This window comes from Allohahella sp. A8 (assembly GCF_047946665.1).
In the GTDB taxonomy this organism is placed as follows: Bacteria; Pseudomonadota; Gammaproteobacteria; order Pseudomonadales; family Oleiphilaceae; genus Allohahella.
In genome coordinates this window covers 2,603,858-2,621,261 of the sequence record NZ_CP172312.1, presented here as the reverse complement: position 1 = coordinate 2,621,261, position 17,404 = coordinate 2,603,858, and the positions used below count along the sequence as shown (strand labels likewise).

The following is a 17,404-nucleotide window of genomic DNA, read 5'->3' as shown; positions in this document are numbered from 1 at the left end:
ATTCTTCAGTTGGTCTATAGTTTGTATGTCATTAGCAGTAGAACGTTTGTCTAACAGGGACGTTTGAAGGAGTACTCCATTCATCATCGGTGGAACGTCGCGGTCGTCTGGCGAGAGTCAGTTCCATTCGAGATGCCGATTCAGTTCTGTCATAGAGGTTTGTATGAAGCGAACAATAATTTCCCGCTGGCTCACAGTCGGCCTTTGCGTAGGGATGCTTGGTGCCTGTGCATCGGCCCCCAAGCCCGATCGTCAGCTCGTGCTGGCCGAGTCCCGCATCAGCGAGGCGAAGAACAATGAAGCTTATCAATACGCTCCCGTAGAAATAAAGAACGCGGAACAACACCTCACTGCCGCGCGCGAGGCTCTGGCAAAAGGCAATAATCTCGAAGCCAGGCGTCTGCTGGAAAAGGCTGAAAAGGAGGCTGACTTCGCAGTCACCAAATCTGAACTCGCTCGCGAAGAAAAGACAGTGAAGGAAGTACGCGCTGCCATCAAGGATCTCAAGCGCGAAATCAATACCAATACCGGAGGAGCCAGCGAATGAGCATTCAGTTGAAACAGATACGAGTCCTCCCCATCGCCGCCGGCTTCATGTTATTGCAAGCCTGTGCGGGACAACAGACGAAACCGGATGAACTGCAGAATCTGGAGAGTCAGCTGAAGTCGTTCCAGAGCAATCCAACAACAGTCAGAACAGCAGCAGTGGAGTTGGATGCGCTGGAAAACCTGACCAGCCGTGCGCAATCCAGCTGGGCTGATGGTGACGATCCAGAGTACGAGCATGCGCTCTTCCTCGCCCAGAAGCAGGCCGATATCACTCGGGCCCGTACCGATATTGGTGAGAAACGCCAGGAGGTCAACTCGCTGGCCGAGCAGCGCAACCAGTTGAGACTGGATGCCCAGGAAGCCCGTCTTACTGCAGCAAGGGCAGATCTGAAGTCTACGCAGAGCCGGGCTCAAGAGGCTGAAGAAGCCCGCAAGAAAGCACAGCAGGAAGCACAGGCTGCGCGCGAAGAAGTTGAGCAGGCACGTCTTGAAGCCCAGCTGGCCGCCGATCAGGCAATGGCGCTCTCTGCAGAGCTTGAGAACGTCAAGGCTGAACAGACCGACAGAGGCACATTGTTGACGCTGCAGGATATTCTTTTCGAGTTTGGCAAGTCTGAACTGAAGGATGGCGCTGAGCGCACGATGAAGAAGCTCGCCGAATTCATTAACAAGAATCCGAAAGTGAATCTGGTCATCGAAGGGTTTACAGACTCGATCGGCTCTGAAGAGTACAACCAGAAACTTTCAGAGGCGCGCGCCAATGCGGTTCGTGATGCCATGCTTGAAAACGGCGTCGAAGCCAGTCGCATGACTACGAAAGGTATGGGTGAGCAATTCCCTGTGGCTACCAACGATACCGATCCAGGTCGCTCGAAAAACCGCAGGGTAGAAATACTGCTGGAGCAGTAGTCCCGGTAGGTGAGTCGTCGTCTCAGGACCGAGTCTGGAAGACAATCGGTACCTCAAAGGTGATTGGCTCGCCGCTGGCCTGGGCAAGCCCTGCGGGTGGTGCTGGGAACGGTGCAGCGTCCCTGATGGCTGCAAGCGCAGCATCATCGAGCAAACCGAAACCTGCACTGCTTACCAGTGTGCAGGTCTCCAGCCCACCCTCTTCATTGATCGTGAAGCTCACAATAACCTCGTCTTCCATACGGCGCAGTCTGGCCTGAGGAGGATAGCGCTTACTCTTTTCGAGCAAGGCCTGCAGCGACCGCCGATAGTCTGCTAACAATTGCGGATCGGCTATGGCGCGTTCTTCGACCGTCACTGTCTGCGGATTGGTCTCAGTGGAAGCTTCGACCCTGGACGGCTCGATAGATGTTGCTGGATCGGACGGCCCTGCTGTGAGCGGTAAGGGTACGGTCAAGGCTTCGGAAGGGGGCTCAGCCTGTAGGGGATGCTCCGGCATATCGCTTGTTGCCGTTTCCACCGGTGCGGCAGGCTTCGGCCTCGGAGCTGTCCTTTCAGCAGTTTTCTCTTCCCGTGGCGCTGGCGTCTCCTGCACATTCGGCGCATCCGACTGAGTCGGCTGGCTCTCAGCAGTGTCGGGCACCAATTCTGCCTCAGGCCCCTGCAGACTGAGGGCTATGGTGTGCCCAGGCGCCTGAACCGGCTGCTCGAGCGGCAGATCAGCCAACATCAGGGCTGTCAGCGCAAACAGGGCATGAACGCCGATAGAGATGGTGATCGCCTGAGGCATGCGCTTCAGCAGCAGGAGTTTCGACATGGGTGAGCAGATATCCAGGCGAGGGAAAAACCGGCTCACAGTATAAGGGGAGCAGTACTAGCTCTCCAGTCCCAGTATGCCTTCCTTGAAGGTTTCACTCACCGGATAGTCGCCGATCCAGATCGACAGGATCGCATCGAACAGCTCCTTACCAGGTATGACGCCCTTTACTTCGCCAGCCAACACGACCCGCGTGCCCAGGTCCGGGACGTATTCGACGATGGCTGTGTCGCCGGTTTCGAGCTTCTGATCGAACATGGTCAGGAGTTGGCCAATCTGGGGCTCGAGCTCGTTGATTTTCTCAGGTGAGACATTGAGTTGCATGCCCTCATAGAACGCGTTGGCGATGCGACGGCCACGCACATCACGCAACATGTCGAACTGCATGACGCGGTGCTCGTTCGCGCTCATGAGCGCGCGTGGGTCGCGCGACTTTCGCTCGACATACAAGGAGCCGACATACACGTCGACCATGAACAGGAACTTGCGGGTGGCGAAGCCGTTCAGTACAAGATCGGTCTGATTCCCGACAATGTCCGGCGCTGGTTTGGGTTCCGCGAAGGCAGGGGAGGATTGCAGCAGTGTAAGTGACGCAGATGCGGATACCAGTAGTGATACCGTTAAAGTGCGGATGATGGCAAGGGAGCTCACGGTCGAATTAAGATGCTGAAAGATCATGACGGCAGGTCCAGATTGAGCGGAGCTGCATGGTCTGACAAGCCACACTAAAAAACTTTGAACTGCCGAACAATCTGAAACAATTTGTTACAGACTGTAATATCTTTTGGGTATGAGGCCGGCGGATTGTTAGGTCCTGATCGTCTTATGCCTCAGCTTCTATAGCATCATCGTGATTCAGACCGGTTCAGCTCGCCCGTTGCTGCCAGGATCGTCTGTAGTCTCTGCTCGGTGAGCGAGCCATGCGAGATTTCGATGATTCCCCCCTCACTGTCCAGGATGACGACGGCGGCTTTGGAACTGCCTTGTTCAATCCCGAGCGCATCTTCAAGCACTTCGGAGTCAATGACCCAGGTCTGGTCATGATAGTCTGCAGGCACAACGTCTCTGGCGTCGCTGATAGCCATGTCTACCGAAACGAAGAACGGTAGGTCCAGCGTGATCAAGGTGCGTACAACGAATTCCGACTCGTCCAGCTCGCGACGAAGCGCTTCAATCCAGCGCTCGGTAGACCCCGCCGCATCCTCCGAGGGTGTGACGATGATTATTGCAGGCCGGCCGATCAAGTCGCTGCTGTGAACCGCTTCATCTTCGAGGTTGGTCGCAGAAAAGTCCGGCCAGGTCTTGCCTGCTGCTGGCAGCATTGACGATCCGGCCAACATCACGATACTGACGGTCATCATTAGCCGCCGGAACTGTTTGGTAAAATTCTTGTATTCGAACATAGAGGTCCTGATGTGTTTACGATACCGAAGCTTGCTAGCTGGCGTCATAACGTGAGTGGTTTGCTGATTTTCATCGCGATAGTGTATGCAGGGATCTGTTTATTTCTGTACGTGTTTCAACGCTCGCTGATTTACTTTCCTGTAGCTGAGGTGTCCTTTCGGCCGCCTGGCACCAGTCTCATGACCTTGTCCGCCACTGGTTCAGAGCTTCGTGTGACCGTGCTTCAGCGAGATGGCAGGGAAGCCCTTATCTATTTCGGTGGTAATGCTGAAGACGTCACCGCCAGTTTGCCGGAACTCGCCTCAAGCTTCCCCCATCATTCGATTTACCTCATGCATTACCGCGGCTATGGTGGCAGCGCTGGCAAACCTACGGAAGCCGGGCTCTTTGCCGATGCGCTGGCGCTGTTCGACAGCGTTAAGGCTGAACACGAGGACGTCGTCGTGGTCGGGCGGAGTCTGGGTAGTGGCGTCGCGACTTATCTCGCCAGTCAGCGGCCGGTCGCGCGTCTGGTGCTTGTAACGCCATTCGACAGCATTGTCGCTGTCGCCCGCCAGCAGTTCGGGTGGCTGCCCGTGCAATGGCTACTAAGGGACCGCTTCGAATCGACGCGCTACGCGCCTGAAGTATCTGCGCCCACACTACTCATCGCTGCGGAGCATGACGAGATCATTCCAACTGCCAATAGTAAAAAGCTGCTGTCATCGTTCAAGCCGGGCGTGGCTGCGTTGAAAATCGTCCCAGACGCAGGTCATAACACAATTTCGATGAGTCCAGACTATCGCCGGTATTTGAGTGAACTGGAGCCAGGGGAACGGTAAATACAAGTGAGGCCTTGAGCCCTGCGTCGAGAGTTGATCGTCGCGAGCTGGATCAGACGCCCGGCGGGGCGGCTTTTTCACGCAAAATTCAGACACAAAAAAGGCCAGTCCGAAGACTAGCCTAATCTGTCAAATAATATGGTTGCGGGGGCAGGATTTGAACCTACGACCTTCGGGTTATGAGCCCGACGAGCTACCAGACTGCTCCACCCCGCGTCAGAGGAGGGCGTATACTAAAGGGCGATGGCGCCAAGGTCAAGCCCCCTTGTAAAAAAACATCAACATGCCTTGTGTGTCATTTGCTTATGTTTACTTGTTAACCATAATTGTAAAGAAATAACCAGATGGCGGTCGGTCGGATTCGTCCCGGCACCGAGTAGTTGAACAGACAGAGCAGGGACTGTGAACGGTAGCCAACAGATGAGTCAACTCGAAGCACTGATTGCTCACGCACGGAAAAACGAAGAGATCGCTCGCCGTATGTTCAATCTTGAGGTGGCGATACTGAATATTTCGAGCGTGCAGGACTTTCTGGAACTGCTCCATGCCCATCTCCGCGAGCATTTCGGTATCGATGAAGTCTGGTATGCCATTATCGACAAGCCGGCAACCCAAACCATTCGCGCGACCCTCGAGAAAAGCGACAAACTGGACGCGCATTGGCGCACTGTGGCCGCGGTCGATTTCCACGCTGCCATGAAAGGTGCCAGGGAGCCGGTACTGGACCATTGTGAACTGTCGCGATTCAGGCCGCTTACCCCGCATCGTCTGCGGCCCGCGCTGCGCTCCATCGCTTCGCTGCCCTTGTTACTGAACGGCCGCCTGGCAGGCAGTCTCAATCTCGGCGCCTACGACGAGGAGCGCTATCAGGCAGGAAAGGAGGCTTTCTTTCTTCACCAGCTCGCTGTAAAGGTGTCGTTATGTCTCAGTTCGGTGGTGGCGCGGGAAAAAATAGAATTTCTGGCTACACGGGACCCCCTCACGCATCTGCGTAACCGGCGTGAAATGGAAGAGACCCTGGAGCATGAGATATCACGGGTGCACCGCCATGGATCACCCTTGGCGCTCGCGTTTCTGGACTGTGACGACTTCAAGAAAATAAACGACGAGTATGGCCATGAAACAGGTGATCAATACCTGCAGCATCTGGCAAACCTTCTGATACTGGCGCTGCGAAAGACTGACCTGGCCTTCCGCTTCGCCGGGGATGAGTTTGTGATCCTGCTACCAAACCAGGATGAAGAAGGCGCTGCACTCATCGCGGAGCGGATCAGCGAATGTTTCCGTGAGAATCCCCTCATCCACGGCTCTCACCGTATACCGGTAAAGGCCTCGATCGGTACCGCAGCCACCACCAGTCTTGTCGAGCCCAGTGGTCGGAAGCTGCTGAAATTGGCCGATGAGCGCCTATATCGGCAGAAAGCCAATAAGCCCAAGGTGGCACCGGCCTGAGCCAGGCTCAGTCGTGAAGCCCCTCAAACTGGCGGCTTAGGATCGCCCTGAGCGCTGGTCGGCTCGTTTGGCTGATGATCAAGAGGCTCTACTTCGACCTTGAGCGGCGCAGCATCGAGATGCATCCCTTCCGGGCCATGCTCATGGGCCTTGGCCTCAGCCTCACTGATTAATTCCTGTTCGTCAAAAGTATTGGCCGCGCTATCGTTGAACTCGATGGTGAAAATCTGCCAGAAGGCGATGAACAGCGCTGCAATGACCGGACCGATAACGAAGCCATTTATGCCGAACAGCGCCAGGCCGCCCAGCGTGGAAAGCAGCACGATGTAATCGGGCAGCTTGGTGTCCCGGCCGACGAGGATAGGGCGTAGCACGTTGTCGGCCATGCCGATGACGAAGAAGCCATAGAGCGCCAGCACAATTGCTGGAATGACCTGATCGCTCAGCGCCAGGAATATGGCTGTAGGCGCCCAAATCAATGCTGCGCCGACGGCTGGCAGCAGTGACAGGAAGGCCATGACGACACCCCAGAGGAAGGGCCCTTGAATGCCGAGTATCCAGAAGATCAGACCGCCAAGCGTGCCCTGAACGGCACCGACCACGAGATTGCCCTTGATCGTGGCCCGCGATACTTCAGTAAACTTTCTGAACAACATGCGTTCGCGATCGTCTCCGAGCGGTAGCACCCAGATCAGAATCCGTATCAGTCGCTGGTGGTCTATCAGCAGGAAGAAGGCGAGGTACCCGGTTAGTACCAGGTTAAGGCTGAAGGTGAATGTGTTCTGGCCCACGCTTACAGCTTGCTTGGCGATGAACTGGCTCGCTCTGAGGCCGAATTCGTTGATTTGCGCCTCGATATTGCTCAGGTCCAGATTGAACCAGCCTGCGGCAGTTTCGACAAATGGGAATTTCTGCGTGATCTGGTCGGTGACCGTCTGCACATCGAGATTGCCGGTTTGAATGCGTTCGTAAAATGCATTCGCTTCCACGCCGAGTGCTGCGACTATGAGGGCAAGGGGAATGATAAATATGAGATTGACCACTACGAGCGTAGTCAGCGCTGCGAGAATCCGGCGGTTGCCGAGCAGCTTGAGTATCTTTCGGTGCATGGGAATGAACAGGATGACCAGTAGCACTGCCCAGAGTATGGCGCTGAAAAACGGCTTGAGTATCATGCCGAAGGCAATCGTCACCACGATCAGCAGCAGTAGGAAGGCCTTGTCTTCCAGCCGGAAGTCTTTTTTCATCGAGTAATCCTGAGTCTCATTCGGAATCCTTGCGTTTGGCCAGGGCAGCTTCACGATACGCCCCTGGCGTAAGCCCGGTCCATTTTTTGAAAGCACGGTGGAAGGTGCTGGCTTCTGTGAAGCCCACCTGATACGCAATTTCGTTTATTGGAAAGTCCGGCCGTGACAGGTGGTAAATAGCCACGTCCCGCCGCAGATCATCCTTGATCTCTTGATACGATGTATTCTCCTCTCGCAGACGTCTGCGCAAGGTCTGCGGGCTCAGGTGCAGCTGCTCGGCGACAAATTCGAAATCGGGTAGTGAGGCGCTGAGGTCCCGGCCGATCACGCTCCGAATTCGCGCCAGATAGGACTGGTTGTCGGCTGGACGAGCCAGCAGGTCCGCGGGTGAGGTGATCAGGAATTCCCGCAGCTCCGCATCATCGCGAATGACGGGGAAACTGAGGAAGCGCTGCTGAAACACAATGCGCGTTGCTGCGCAGTCGAAGTGGAGCGGGCAGTTGAAGATCTGCTTGTACTCCTTCGCATGTTCCGGAGCAGCGTAATCGAATTCGACCCTATCCAGCAGCAGTTGTTGACCAATGAGCCAACTGTTGAAGCGGTGCCAGATCACCAGGAGCGACTCCTGAAAGAAGTGCTGGGGGTCCTTGAGTGGCAGCGCAGTTTGCAGGGTCAGGGCCGCAAGGCCTTCGTCGGACCCTGTCAGCTCGGGTTCGATATGCATCACCACCGGGTTGTCGAACAGGCCATAGAACTGCTCGGCCCGGCGCATGACGCCGCCAATGGTCCGCGAACGAATGGCCAGCAGGGACATGATGGCAAAAGTCCCCGGTTTGCTTCGAACGCTCGCCAGCCCCATGAACTCGTCTTCGAGATCCAGCCAGACCTGGCGCACCAGACGGGCATAGCGCGTCGCATCAACTCGTGCGAGTGGGTTCTGCAACACTTCAGCGGAGATGCCCGCCGCCGAGAGCAGCTGTACCGGATCCACGCCTGACTGAACAGCGCCACTGAGGACGCCTCTGACGAAGACGTTGGGAATACTGAGTGTATCCATTGAGTTATCTGACATGCTGATCCAACGCAATGAGAGAGTGCGCCATCATGCCATGTTGGCGTAACAGCGGCACGCTTTGAGCCTCATGCTTCGGAGACCAGTCTGCGCTGCTCACGCGCTTCGCGGCGGCGCTTCCGTGCTGCAGACACATTTTCGCCGAGCATGAGTAGACAGGGCGTCAAGAGCAGCGTCAACAACGTGGCCAGCGTCAGACCGCCTGCAATTGCACTGGACAGCTGTACCCACCACTGGGTCGACGGCGCACCGAAGGTGATATTCTGGCCGATGAGATCGATGTTCATCGCAAATACCATGGGCAGCAGACCGAGTACCGTCGTTACCGAAGTCAGCAACACCGGCCGCATACGCTCTGCGACCGTTTGCATGATGGCCTCGCGTGGGGACATACCAGCCTTGCGCAAATCGTTGAAGGTGTCGATGAGTACGATATTGTTGTTCACCACGATACCCGCAAGCGCGATGACGCCGATACCACCCATGACGATACCAAAAGGCTGGCCCATGATCATGAGCCCAAGCAGCACACCGGCGGTCGAGAACACAATGGCGCTCAGTACCAGCGCTGTTTGATAGAAGCTGTTGAATTGGGTGACCAGTATCGTGATCATCAGGAACATCGCCGTCAGGAAGGCGGTGCCAAGGAAGGCAGAGGTCTCCCGCTGATCTTCATCCTGACCCTTGAACGTCACTTGCACGCCAGGATCCAGCCCGACCTCAGCCAGTGCCGCTCTGATTTTCTGAACCTGCTGATCTGGTAGCAGGTCAGCGGCGACATCCGCTTCGATGGTCATGACGCGCCTGCCATCGGTGCGGCTGAGCGAGCCGGTCTTCTGCGCCGGTTGCAGTGTGAGGAAATTGCTCACCGGTATCTGCCCCTCGCTGGTCGGTACGCGAAGCTGCTTGATACGCTCCAGGTTGCGCTCGTCCAGTGGGAATCGCAGACGGATGTCGACAGCGTCGTCGGTGTCGTCCGGTCGGTACTCCGCCAGCTGGATGCCTGTGGTAAGCATCTTCACGGCGTCGCCGAGCAGGGCAACATCTGCGCCATACAGGGCGGCCTTGGCGCGATCCACATGCAGTTGCCATTCGATGCTGGGCAGCGCACGGTTGTCGGTCACGTCCTCAAAACCCCCAAGCTTGTCCAGCAAGCCTCGTAACTTCACGACAGAAGCTTCCAGCAGGGCTGGATCACGTGCGCTGACTTCCATCTGCACTGGTTTTCCGCCAGAAGGCCCCGACTCCTGCTCCCTGACCTGAATCACGATGCCGGGGATGTCAGCAACAAGCTTTCGCAGGCGCGGGATGATGACTTCAGCACGCGCCCTCTTCGACCAGTCGATGAATTCGATCTGAATCACCCCAATCGTGTCTGCAGTCCGATTCTGATCGCCCTGCGCGCCGCCACCGATGGTGCGCGAGTACACAGTCTTCAGTTCCGGCACCTCCAGTAGACGCGCTTCAACCTGACGCACCAGCGCGTCACGTTCCAGCACAGAAAGATCGCCACGTGCCTGCACCTGAACCTGCGCAAAATCCGGTTCGGTACTGGGAAAGAACTCGACGCCGCGGCCGAAGCTGCCATAGGCCACGTAAGTGCCGACAGTGATGAAGATGGCTGTCGCCAGCGTTTTTCCAGGGTGCCGCAACAGTGCCGCAACAAGGTTCAGATAGCTGCGAGTAAATCCCTTCGCTTCTTCGACCGGATTACCGGTTTTGAGATTCTCCACATCCGTCGGCCTGGCTATCATGCCGCCCAGTACGGGTATGAACACCAGCGCCATGGCAATGGATGCTGCCAGCGTGATGAGCACCGTGATCGGCAGGAACTTCATGAACTCGCCGACGATACCCGGCCAGAACACCAGGGGGATGAAAACGGCCAGCGTAGTGGCTGTCGAGGTAATGATGGGCCATGCCATGCGCTTTGCGGCGAAAGCATAGGCTTCTTTGCGCGGTGCGCCTTCAGCCATGCGTCGGTCGGCCAGCTCGGTCGTCACGATAGCCCCGTCCACGAGCATGCCGACGACGAGAATGAGACTGAATAGCACGACGATATTCAGTGTGATGCCCATGGCATCCAGCACCAGCATGCCGGCCAGGAAAGATCCCGGAATGGCGAGGCCCACTAGTATCGCCGGTCGACCGCCCAGGGCAGCCACGATCACAATCATCACCAGCACGACGGCTGTGATCACGTTGTTCTCGAGGTCACCGAGCATGGTCTTGATCTGCTCCGACTTGTCCTGCAGGAAACTGACCTTGAGCCCTTCAGGCCAGATCTTCTGCTCGGCCTCGATAAGTGCACGAATATCCGCAATCGTCGCGATGATGTTCGCGCCACTACGTTTGGAAATTTCCAGTACCAGGGCCGGCTCACCAGCGACGCGCGCGAAGCTGTCAGGGTCCTTATAGGTCCGGCGTATATCAGCGACATCGCGGAAGGTGACCACGGTATTACCGGCAACCTTGATCGGCAGGCTCATGACATCGTCCAGGTCTTCGATCAGACCCGGCACCTTGAGTACCATTCGACCCGCGCCGGTATCCAGCGCGCCAGCTGCCACCAGGCGGTTATTGCGCTGTACGAGCGCAAAGACGTCGTTATAGGAGATATCGTAGGTTTCCATGACCGACGGGTTGGCGATGATCTCCAGCACCTCCTCACGATCACCACCGATATCGACTTCGAGCACACCGGCCAGCGACTCGACCTTGTCTTTCAGATCCCGGGCCAGTGTGACCAGGGTGCGCTCTGGCACTTGACCGGACAGGACGACGGTCAGCACCGGGAACAGCGCAGTATTGATTTCGGTAACGCGAGGCTCTTCGCTATCGGCTGGTAGCTCGACCTTGGCCAGGTCCACCTTCTCGCGCACATCCTGCAGCGCCTTGTCTGCATCGAAACCTGCGTCGAATTCCAGCACCACCGAGGCATAGCCCTCGGCTGCAGTGGTCCGCATTTCCTTCAGACCTTCGAGTGTCTGCAGTTCCTTTTCGAGCGGCTTGGCGAGCAGACGTTCGGCATCACCCGGGGAGATGCCTTCATGAGTCACGGATACATAAATGGTTGGAATCGGAATGTCAGGTTCAGACTCCTTCGGAATACCAAGATAGGCTAGCGCGCCCGCACCGAGGATGATGACAAAGAGCATGATGACGGTACGGCCGCGACTGAACGCGGCATCGATCAAGGCATTCATTGCGCTGCGATCGCAGGCAGTGGCGGCTGGGCTGGCCGCTCATCAGCAGGCCGTGCGCCAGTGCGGACGGTCTCACCCTCACGGACGAAGCCCTGTCCGACCGCGATGACCTCCGCACGCACTGGCAGGCCGCTGACCCAGATGCCAGCGGTCTCGGTCAGCTCGATCTTGACCGAATGGAACTCGACGACATTGTGCTCGTCGACTGTCTTGATGCCGATCCTGCCGGCATCATCCAGCGTCAACAGGGCAGGGGAGATGAAATGGGCCGTTACATGTCCTGTTGGTATTCGGGCCTCGGCACTGGTGCCAGAGCGCAGGCTCAATTCAGGATTCGGTACTTCGATTTCGACGCGGAAAGTCCGGGTGGCGGACGCCGCTTGTGTAGCGATGAAGCGCAGCGTGCCTTCGGCCTGTCGTCCATTTGGGAAGTCTACCTTCGCCGTGCTACCCACCTCGACCTCATCGATATCGCTTTGTGAAATCTGCGCGGTCACGATTAGGGGGTCGTTATCTACCAGGGTGGCAATGGCGCCATTGACCGTCACGAAGTCGCCTATTTCTACTGCACGATGATCGATGACACCATTGAAAGGCGCTACGATTTCGGTATTGCGCAGGTTGCGTTTGAGTATATCGAGTTCGGCTTCAGCGACTTGATAGGCAGAATACGCCTCATCGATAAGGTTACGTGACTGGTATCCCTTGTCGCTGAGTGCCCTGAGCCGCTCCCACGCCGCCTTGCGTTCATTGAATACGGCCTGCCCCTTGTTCAGAGCGGCAAGCCACTCGCTCCTGTCCATCTGAGCGATCACGGTACCTGCTTCTACATAGGCGCCCGCATTGACAGGCACTGCTGTGATGCGGCCTTCGAGCTCGCTGCGAATAGTCACTGTCCGATCGGGCTCGACCTGCCCCAGAGACAGGATGGTCCGCTCGATGTCTTCTGCCTGCAGTGTTTGCGTTTCCACCAGCATCTGTGACTTGACGGCTGCGTCAGCGCTCAGCTTGTCCTCTCCGACAGCCGGCTCGGAACCAGCCGAGGGGGAGAGTATGCCGAAGCCCATCCAGACCACCAGCGCCAGAGTGGCGAGCAGTGCAATGACATGCGACTGTTTCATGACTGTGCACTCTCTTTATGGACGATGGCTTCTGTGTTGACGATGAGCATTTCGTAGAACTCCCGTAGTTCCCGAAGCCGCTGATGCGCGGCGTCGAGCGTATCGGGAATATCCTTTTCAGCCGTCAGGACGACTTCACGAGCTTTCCGCAGTCGAAGAACGGACCCGCGTAACAGTTCGTCGTAAGGTTTATTCCGGATCTGAAAATAATCCTGTCGATCACCGGGCATGGAGACCCGCTCGATGACGCCGATGGTTTCGAGCAGTCTCGTATTGGTGCTGATGCTACCGCGACTGACCTGCAGCCGTTGAGCCAGTTCCGAGAAACTGAAAGGCCCGCCGTGGATGATGAGAAATCCCATAATTCGCCCGGCGATTCTGGACAGACCGTCGGCTTGCGTCACCATGCCAAGGCGCTCGATGAATTCGGAGATGGCAGATTCCTGGGACTTGGTCACTGAAATGTTCGCTTTGTTTAGTGTTGATTGAACAGTATGAACATTGATTTCAGAATCCGCAATTACCATTTTCATCACAGCGAGTGATCAAATCGATCATTGGCGGGCACAACCGCGAACCGTTAGCATCCGCCACTCAAATTTCATGAACAGTAATGAAGGCGACGCGCATGGCTCAGGGCAAGACCGGATTCAGACTACTCGATGGACTGAAAGTGCTTGATTTCAGCACACTGCTACCAGGGCCCTGCGCCACCATGATGCTGGCTGACCTCGGGGCGGATGTGTTGCGCATCGAATCTCCGACACGTCCTGACTTCCTTAGGTTGCTGCCACCGCGACAGGGCGATGGATCCGCTGCGCATGCCTATCTCAACCGCGGCAAGCGTTCACTTGGTCTGGACCTGAAAAAGCCGGGGGCCGTGTCGGTGGTCAAGCGACTGCTCGAAGACTACGACATAATCGTGGAGCAGTTCCGCCCAGGGGTCATGGACAGGTTCGGCCTCTCCTATGAAGCCTTGAAACAACAGTGGCCGCAGCTCATCTACTGCTCGATCACTGGCTACGGTCAGTACGGCCAGTTCAGCCAGCGTGCGGGACACGACATCAACTACCTCGGACTTGCTGGTATCAGCTCCTATAGTGGCCACGCCGCTGAAGGACCCGCCGTGAGCGGTATACAGATTGCCGATGTGGCGGGCGGCTCGCATCAGGCTGTGATGAATGTGCTTGCAGCCGTGATCCATCGCCAGAGGACGGGGGAAGGCGTACATCTCGATGTGTCCATGACTGACGCTGCACTGGCCTTGAACCACATGAGCATGGCTGCAGTGCTCGCAGGTGGGGTGGTGCCGAGCCTCGAAAGCGATGTGCTCAATGGGGCTGGAGCCTACAACTATTTCGAAACGTCCGACGGCCGATACATGGCCGCCGGTGCGCTGGAGCCGCAATTTGCTCAGGCGCTTTGCGCGGCCTTGGATATCCGACATCTGGTGCCAACGATGGTGAGCCAGCGTCCGGAGGATCGGGCGAAGAGTCGTGAAGCGCTTCGCGAAATCTTCCGCACCCGCTCCCAACAGGAGTGGATCAAGCTCTTTGCCAATGTCGATGCCTGCGTCGAACCCGTGTTCACCCTGGACGAGTCGGCGCGGCATCCACTTTTTGAAGAGCGGGACATGTTCGTGGAGATCGAAGACAGGGCGAGCGGGAATCTTTCCCGTCAACTCGCGCCTGCCGTAGTAATGCAACAAGGCGAGGACCGAGGTCGCCCGCTACCGGCTTTCAGCGGTGCCGCGCTGGGCGAAGACACGCTCGCGGTCATGCAGGAGCTCGGCTTCGACGAGGACGAATTAGGCGTGCTGGAAGGCGAGGGCGTCTTCGGGCCAAGAGGGCTGAAACAGGCTGAACGCTAACCAGGCGGGGCACTAGACGCGCGGTGTTGTTCGCGCCATGCGCCCGGCGTCGTGCCGGTAGCCCGGCGAAATGCGCGATGTAACGAACGTGGCTCCTGATAACCCAGGCGCGAGGCGATCTCCGCAATGGCCATCGGCGGGTCGCGGGTATCGTCTTCGAGGAGTCGGCAGGCCTCTGCGATGCGGGCACGTTCGACCAAGTGGCTGAAGCGGAGGCCCGCTGAACTGAGCCTGCGCTGTAGCGTTCGCGGGGTGATGCCCAGTTCAGACGCAATGAGGGTCTGATCGACACTGCCCAGTATCAGTGCCTCGGCAATGGCGCGTTCCACAGCCGGAACGAAATCTTCACCCGTTACGGCCTCTGGCTTGCTGTAATGCCGGCTCCTGTCCGCCAGGCCCTTCAACTGGAGTTCTGCATGCCGCTCCAGCGTTTGCAGCAGTCCCTCGTCGGGTTGTCGAAGCGTTCTGGACAGATCAGTGGTGCGGATAACGATGCAGTCGATCTTGGCTTCGAAATACAGCGTCTGGCCAAAGACCTCCTCATATCGCAGACGTTCGGCAGGCTCAGGCTCAGGCCGGCGAAGCAGGACTGCCTGCGGCATCAGCGTGTCTTCATTGGCCAGCCAGCGCGCATACTGAGTCCATGAGGCGAAGACGTTATCTACCATGAGCCGTCTCAATTCGGGTACCCTGAAGCTGCAGCGCCATTCTACTCCAAGCAGAGAGCTATCGCTGGCAGGGCGCTTGTCCGAAAGCGTTGGCAAGGCAGAGCCAGTCAGCAAATGCGTCGTTCCCATATCGCCCACCAGCTTCTCGTAGGGCGCGATGCGGTGGACCGCCTGGCCTATGGTCTTGCAGCTCATAAGAATATAGCCAAGGGCGGAATAGCTGCCGGGCTGCACGAAGGCGCCACTCTTCAAACCCAGCAAGGGGTCGTCCGACTGTAGCAGCAGGTTCTGCAGGATCTGTGCAAGCTGGACTCCGGTCAGCATGCCGCCTGACTTGTCGAGTACCTCGTCAAAAGAGAGCCCGGCTGCCTGACAGGCACGCGCCGTATCCAGACCCATCGCGCCAGCCGCCAGCAGATATTGCAGGGCAGCAGGCCGGGATACCAGTCCAGGCGCCTGTGCTGAGGTGTACGTGGCTGTGGTCATGGCGTGACAGTGACGAAAGTTTCGATTGATGATGTCGCAAAATGATACACGCCCCTGTCCGTAAGTGACACTGACTAATTCTGCCAATGCGCTAGGATGCAGCATCTCGATCACACGACTGGAGCCACTGCAATGCGACGATGGAACGGATGGGGCGATACCGCCACCGCTATGGATCTGCCCGAACAGGGCCTGGCCTTCCTCGGCGAACGAGTAGGCGCAGGCTATCCTTTGCCTGATGCCAAGCTGGAAGCGGTGAAAGCGCTTGTACCGCCTTCACGTCTGCAGGGCATAGCTGAGGCAACAGGCGTTGACGTGATGCACGACGCCGAAAGCAGAATTCGTCATGCCCGTGGGCAGAGCCTCGCTGACTGGCTTGCCATGAGAAGTGGCCGCTTCGGTGCCTTTCCTGACGCTGTTGCCTTCCCACGCTCCAGTGCTGATGTGCGCAAGCTGCTGGTGCACTGCGCGCGTCATGATATTGTCGTGATTCCCTATGGCGGAGGCACCAGCGTGGCTGGTCACGTCAATCCCGTCGAGGGCACGTCCAAACCCGTGCTCACCGTTTCGCTGTCGCGCATGAACAGTCTGCAGGATCTCGACGAAGAGAGTCAGATCGCGACATTCGGAGCCGGCGTTGCTGGACCACACCTGGAAGCTCAGTTACGCGCGAAAGGCTTTACGCTGGGGCACTTTCCCCAGTCCTTTGAGCTATCGACCCTCGGTGGCTGGGTTGTTACCAGATCCAGTGGCCAACAATCCCTTCGTTATGGCCGCATCGAACAGCTCTTTGCCGGTGGTCGTGTCGAACTGATGCGTGGCGATGGCGAAGCACTCGACATACCGGCCTTTCCAGCCTCGGCAGCCGGACCTGATCTGCGCGAATGGTGCCTGGGTAGCGAAGGCCGCATGGGCATCCTCACCGAGGTCAAGGTGAGGGTAACCCGCCTCGCAGAGAAGGAGACTTTCCTCGCCTTCTTCCTCCCAAACTGGACTAAAGCACGCGATGCCGCCCGCGCCCTGGTGCAGAGCCGGACTCAGCTATCGATGCTGCGGGTCTCGAACGCCGTGGAAACAGAAACGCAGCTCGCACTTGCGGGACATCCGGGACAGATCGCCTGGCTGGAACGCTATCTCGGCTGGCGTGGCGCCGCTGAGGGTAAGTGCATGATGACGCTTGGCGTCACCGGTAGCCGTGCCCAGGTGAGCGCGGTGAAACAGCAGCTCAAGCACGTCCTCAGCGATTTTGGCGCTGTGTCGACCGGTGAACTGCTCGGACGGAAATGGGCAGAAAAGCGCTTCATGATGCCCTATCTGCGGGAGGCCCTGTGGCAGCAGGGCTACGTAGTGGATACGCTGGAAACCGCTACCAACTGGCGCAATGTCGACCGTCTGCTCAATGCCATCGAAGACAATCTGCGCACTACCGGACCAAAGACACACGTATTCACCCATCTCTCTCACGTTTACAGCCAGGGCTGCTCGATATACACGACCTACGTGTTCCCTTGTCAGGCCAGCTATGACGAAACATTGAAGACCTGGGCAAAACTGAAACACAGCACGTCGAGGATAATTGTCGAGCATGGCGGCACCATCAGCCATCAACATGGTGTAGGCAAGGATCACGCGCCCTACCTACCTGCAGAGAAGGGCGATGTGGCGATGGAGGCCATTGGCGCAGTCATGAAGCATTTCGATCCGGCTGGTCTGCTCAATCCTGGTACGCTGCTCGCTGATGCGCCCGGTGTACCTTTGCCTGAACAGCTGGCGGGAGACTGA

Annotated in this window: 15 protein-coding genes and 1 tRNA gene; 6 read left to right on the top strand and 10 right to left on the bottom strand. The window is 57.5% G+C overall.

Translation table 11 applies throughout. From position 1 onward, the window contains the following. Positions 1-163: 163 nt before the first annotated feature. Positions 164-547: a DUF4398 domain-containing protein gene (locus ACH3PB_RS11755; protein WP_416395045.1), complete on the top strand. Its 384-nt coding sequence runs from the start codon at positions 164-166 to the stop codon at positions 545-547. Beyond that, positions 544-1,458, top strand: coding sequence for an OmpA family protein (locus ACH3PB_RS11750; RefSeq protein WP_416395043.1), 915 nt, complete (start codon positions 544-546; stop codon positions 1,456-1,458). The genes ACH3PB_RS11755 and ACH3PB_RS11750 overlap by 4 nt, the downstream gene beginning before the upstream one ends. 22 nt (positions 1,459-1,480) lie before the next feature. Here the strand turns inward: ACH3PB_RS11750 and ACH3PB_RS11745 are convergent, their stop codons facing one another. The 3 genes from ACH3PB_RS11745 to ACH3PB_RS11735 form a co-directional block, all read right to left on the bottom strand. Next, positions 1,481-2,275, bottom strand: a complete 795-nt coding sequence (locus tag ACH3PB_RS11745; RefSeq protein ID WP_416395041.1) for a TonB family protein — start codon at positions 2,273-2,275, stop codon at positions 1,481-1,483. A 57-nt stretch (positions 2,276-2,332) separates the two neighbouring features. Then, on the bottom strand, positions 2,333-2,953 hold the full coding sequence (locus ACH3PB_RS11740; protein WP_416395039.1) for a chalcone isomerase family protein: 621 nt from the start codon (positions 2,951-2,953) through the stop codon (positions 2,333-2,335). A gap of 167 nt (positions 2,954-3,120) precedes the next feature. Further along, on the bottom strand, positions 3,121-3,678 hold the full coding sequence (locus ACH3PB_RS11735; protein ID WP_416395038.1) for a hypothetical protein: 558 nt from the start codon (positions 3,676-3,678) through the stop codon (positions 3,121-3,123). A 180-nt stretch (positions 3,679-3,858) separates the two neighbouring features. Between ACH3PB_RS11735 and ACH3PB_RS11730 the strand changes: the two genes are divergently transcribed. Continuing rightward, positions 3,859-4,500: an alpha/beta hydrolase gene (locus tag ACH3PB_RS11730; protein WP_416395036.1), complete on the top strand. Its 642-nt coding sequence runs from the start codon at positions 3,859-3,861 to the stop codon at positions 4,498-4,500. Positions 4,501-4,639: 139 nt separating this feature from the next. Here ACH3PB_RS11730 and ACH3PB_RS11725 read toward each other — a convergent pair. Next, positions 4,640-4,716, bottom strand: a tRNA-Met gene (locus ACH3PB_RS11725). 204 nt (positions 4,717-4,920) lie between these two features. Here ACH3PB_RS11725 and ACH3PB_RS11720 point away from each other — a divergent pair. Next, a complete protein-coding gene (locus ACH3PB_RS11720; protein WP_416395034.1) occupies positions 4,921-5,952 on the top strand; it encodes a GGDEF domain-containing protein in 1,032 nt (343 codons plus the stop codon). Positions 5,953-5,975: 23 nt separating this feature from the next. Here ACH3PB_RS11720 and ACH3PB_RS11715 read toward each other — a convergent pair whose 3' ends face one another. The 5 genes from ACH3PB_RS11715 to ACH3PB_RS11695 all read right to left on the bottom strand — a co-directional run bounded on the left by ACH3PB_RS11715 (position 5,976) and on the right by ACH3PB_RS11695 (position 13,056). After that, positions 5,976-7,199: an AI-2E family transporter gene (locus ACH3PB_RS11715; RefSeq protein WP_416395032.1), complete on the bottom strand. Its 1,224-nt coding sequence runs from the start codon at positions 7,197-7,199 to the stop codon at positions 5,976-5,978. 16 nt (positions 7,200-7,215) lie between these two features. After that, positions 7,216-8,271: an AraC family transcriptional regulator gene (locus ACH3PB_RS11710; protein WP_416395030.1), complete on the bottom strand. Its 1,056-nt coding sequence runs from the start codon at positions 8,269-8,271 to the stop codon at positions 7,216-7,218. Positions 8,272-8,339: 68 nt separating this feature from the next. After that, positions 8,340-11,477 (bottom strand): efflux RND transporter permease subunit, encoded by a 3,138-nt coding sequence (locus ACH3PB_RS11705; protein ID WP_416395028.1) that lies wholly within the window; start codon positions 11,475-11,477, stop codon positions 8,340-8,342. Beyond that, complete coding sequence (locus tag ACH3PB_RS11700) at positions 11,474-12,598, bottom strand: efflux RND transporter periplasmic adaptor subunit (protein WP_416395027.1); 1,125 nt, start codon at positions 12,596-12,598, stop codon at positions 11,474-11,476. Before ACH3PB_RS11700 ends, ACH3PB_RS11705 begins: the two co-directional genes overlap by 4 nt. Beyond that, positions 12,595-13,056 (bottom strand): GbsR/MarR family transcriptional regulator, encoded by a 462-nt coding sequence (locus tag ACH3PB_RS11695; protein WP_416395025.1) that lies wholly within the window; start codon positions 13,054-13,056, stop codon positions 12,595-12,597. The genes ACH3PB_RS11700 and ACH3PB_RS11695 overlap by 4 nt, the downstream gene beginning before the upstream one ends. Before the next feature lie 155 nt (positions 13,057-13,211). Here ACH3PB_RS11695 and ACH3PB_RS11690 point away from each other — a divergent pair, with 155 nt between their 5' ends. Further along, positions 13,212-14,468: a CaiB/BaiF CoA transferase family protein gene (locus ACH3PB_RS11690; protein ID WP_416395023.1), complete on the top strand. Its 1,257-nt coding sequence runs from the start codon at positions 13,212-13,214 to the stop codon at positions 14,466-14,468. On the opposite strand, the gene ACH3PB_RS11685 is transcribed toward ACH3PB_RS11690, so the two are convergent. Further along, positions 14,465-15,622 (bottom strand): AraC family transcriptional regulator, encoded by a 1,158-nt coding sequence (locus ACH3PB_RS11685; protein ID WP_416395021.1) that lies wholly within the window; start codon positions 15,620-15,622, stop codon positions 14,465-14,467. The two genes, ACH3PB_RS11690 and ACH3PB_RS11685, sit on opposite strands and share 4 nt — an antisense overlap. Before the next feature lie 132 nt (positions 15,623-15,754). On the opposite strand from ACH3PB_RS11685, the gene ACH3PB_RS11680 reads away from it, so the two are divergent. Continuing rightward, positions 15,755-17,404: an FAD-binding oxidoreductase gene (locus tag ACH3PB_RS11680; RefSeq protein WP_416395020.1), complete on the top strand. Its 1,650-nt coding sequence runs from the start codon at positions 15,755-15,757 to the stop codon at positions 17,402-17,404.

Coding starts and splice junctions, on each gene's coding strand:
- ACH3PB_RS11705 (WP_416395028.1), bottom strand. CDS start 11,477: ATGAATGCCTTGATCGATGCCGCGTTCAGTCGCGGCCGTACCGTCATC.
- ACH3PB_RS11745 (WP_416395041.1), bottom strand. CDS start 2,275: ATGTCGAAACTCCTGCTGCTGAAGCGCATGCCTCAGGCGATCACCATC.
- ACH3PB_RS11710 (WP_416395030.1), bottom strand. CDS start 8,271: ATGTCAGATAACTCAATGGATACACTCAGTATTCCCAACGTCTTCGTC.
- ACH3PB_RS11740 (WP_416395039.1), bottom strand. CDS start 2,953: ATGATCTTTCAGCATCTTAATTCGACCGTGAGCTCCCTTGCCATCATC.
- ACH3PB_RS11735 (WP_416395038.1), bottom strand. CDS start 3,678: ATGTTCGAATACAAGAATTTTACCAAACAGTTCCGGCGGCTAATGATG.
- ACH3PB_RS11680 (WP_416395020.1), top strand. CDS start 15,755: ATGCGACGATGGAACGGATGGGGCGATACCGCCACCGCTATGGATCTG.
- ACH3PB_RS11715 (WP_416395032.1), bottom strand. CDS start 7,199: ATGAAAAAAGACTTCCGGCTGGAAGACAAGGCCTTCCTACTGCTGCTG.
- ACH3PB_RS11730 (WP_416395036.1), top strand. CDS start 3,859: ATGACCTTGTCCGCCACTGGTTCAGAGCTTCGTGTGACCGTGCTTCAG.
- ACH3PB_RS11755 (WP_416395045.1), top strand. CDS start 164: ATGAAGCGAACAATAATTTCCCGCTGGCTCACAGTCGGCCTTTGCGTA.
- ACH3PB_RS11690 (WP_416395023.1), top strand. CDS start 13,212: ATGAAGGCGACGCGCATGGCTCAGGGCAAGACCGGATTCAGACTACTC.
- ACH3PB_RS11720 (WP_416395034.1), top strand. CDS start 4,921: ATGAGTCAACTCGAAGCACTGATTGCTCACGCACGGAAAAACGAAGAG.
- ACH3PB_RS11700 (WP_416395027.1), bottom strand. CDS start 12,598: ATGAAACAGTCGCATGTCATTGCACTGCTCGCCACTCTGGCGCTGGTG.
- ACH3PB_RS11685 (WP_416395021.1), bottom strand. CDS start 15,622: ATGACCACAGCCACGTACACCTCAGCACAGGCGCCTGGACTGGTATCC.
- ACH3PB_RS11750 (WP_416395043.1), top strand. CDS start 544: ATGAGCATTCAGTTGAAACAGATACGAGTCCTCCCCATCGCCGCCGGC.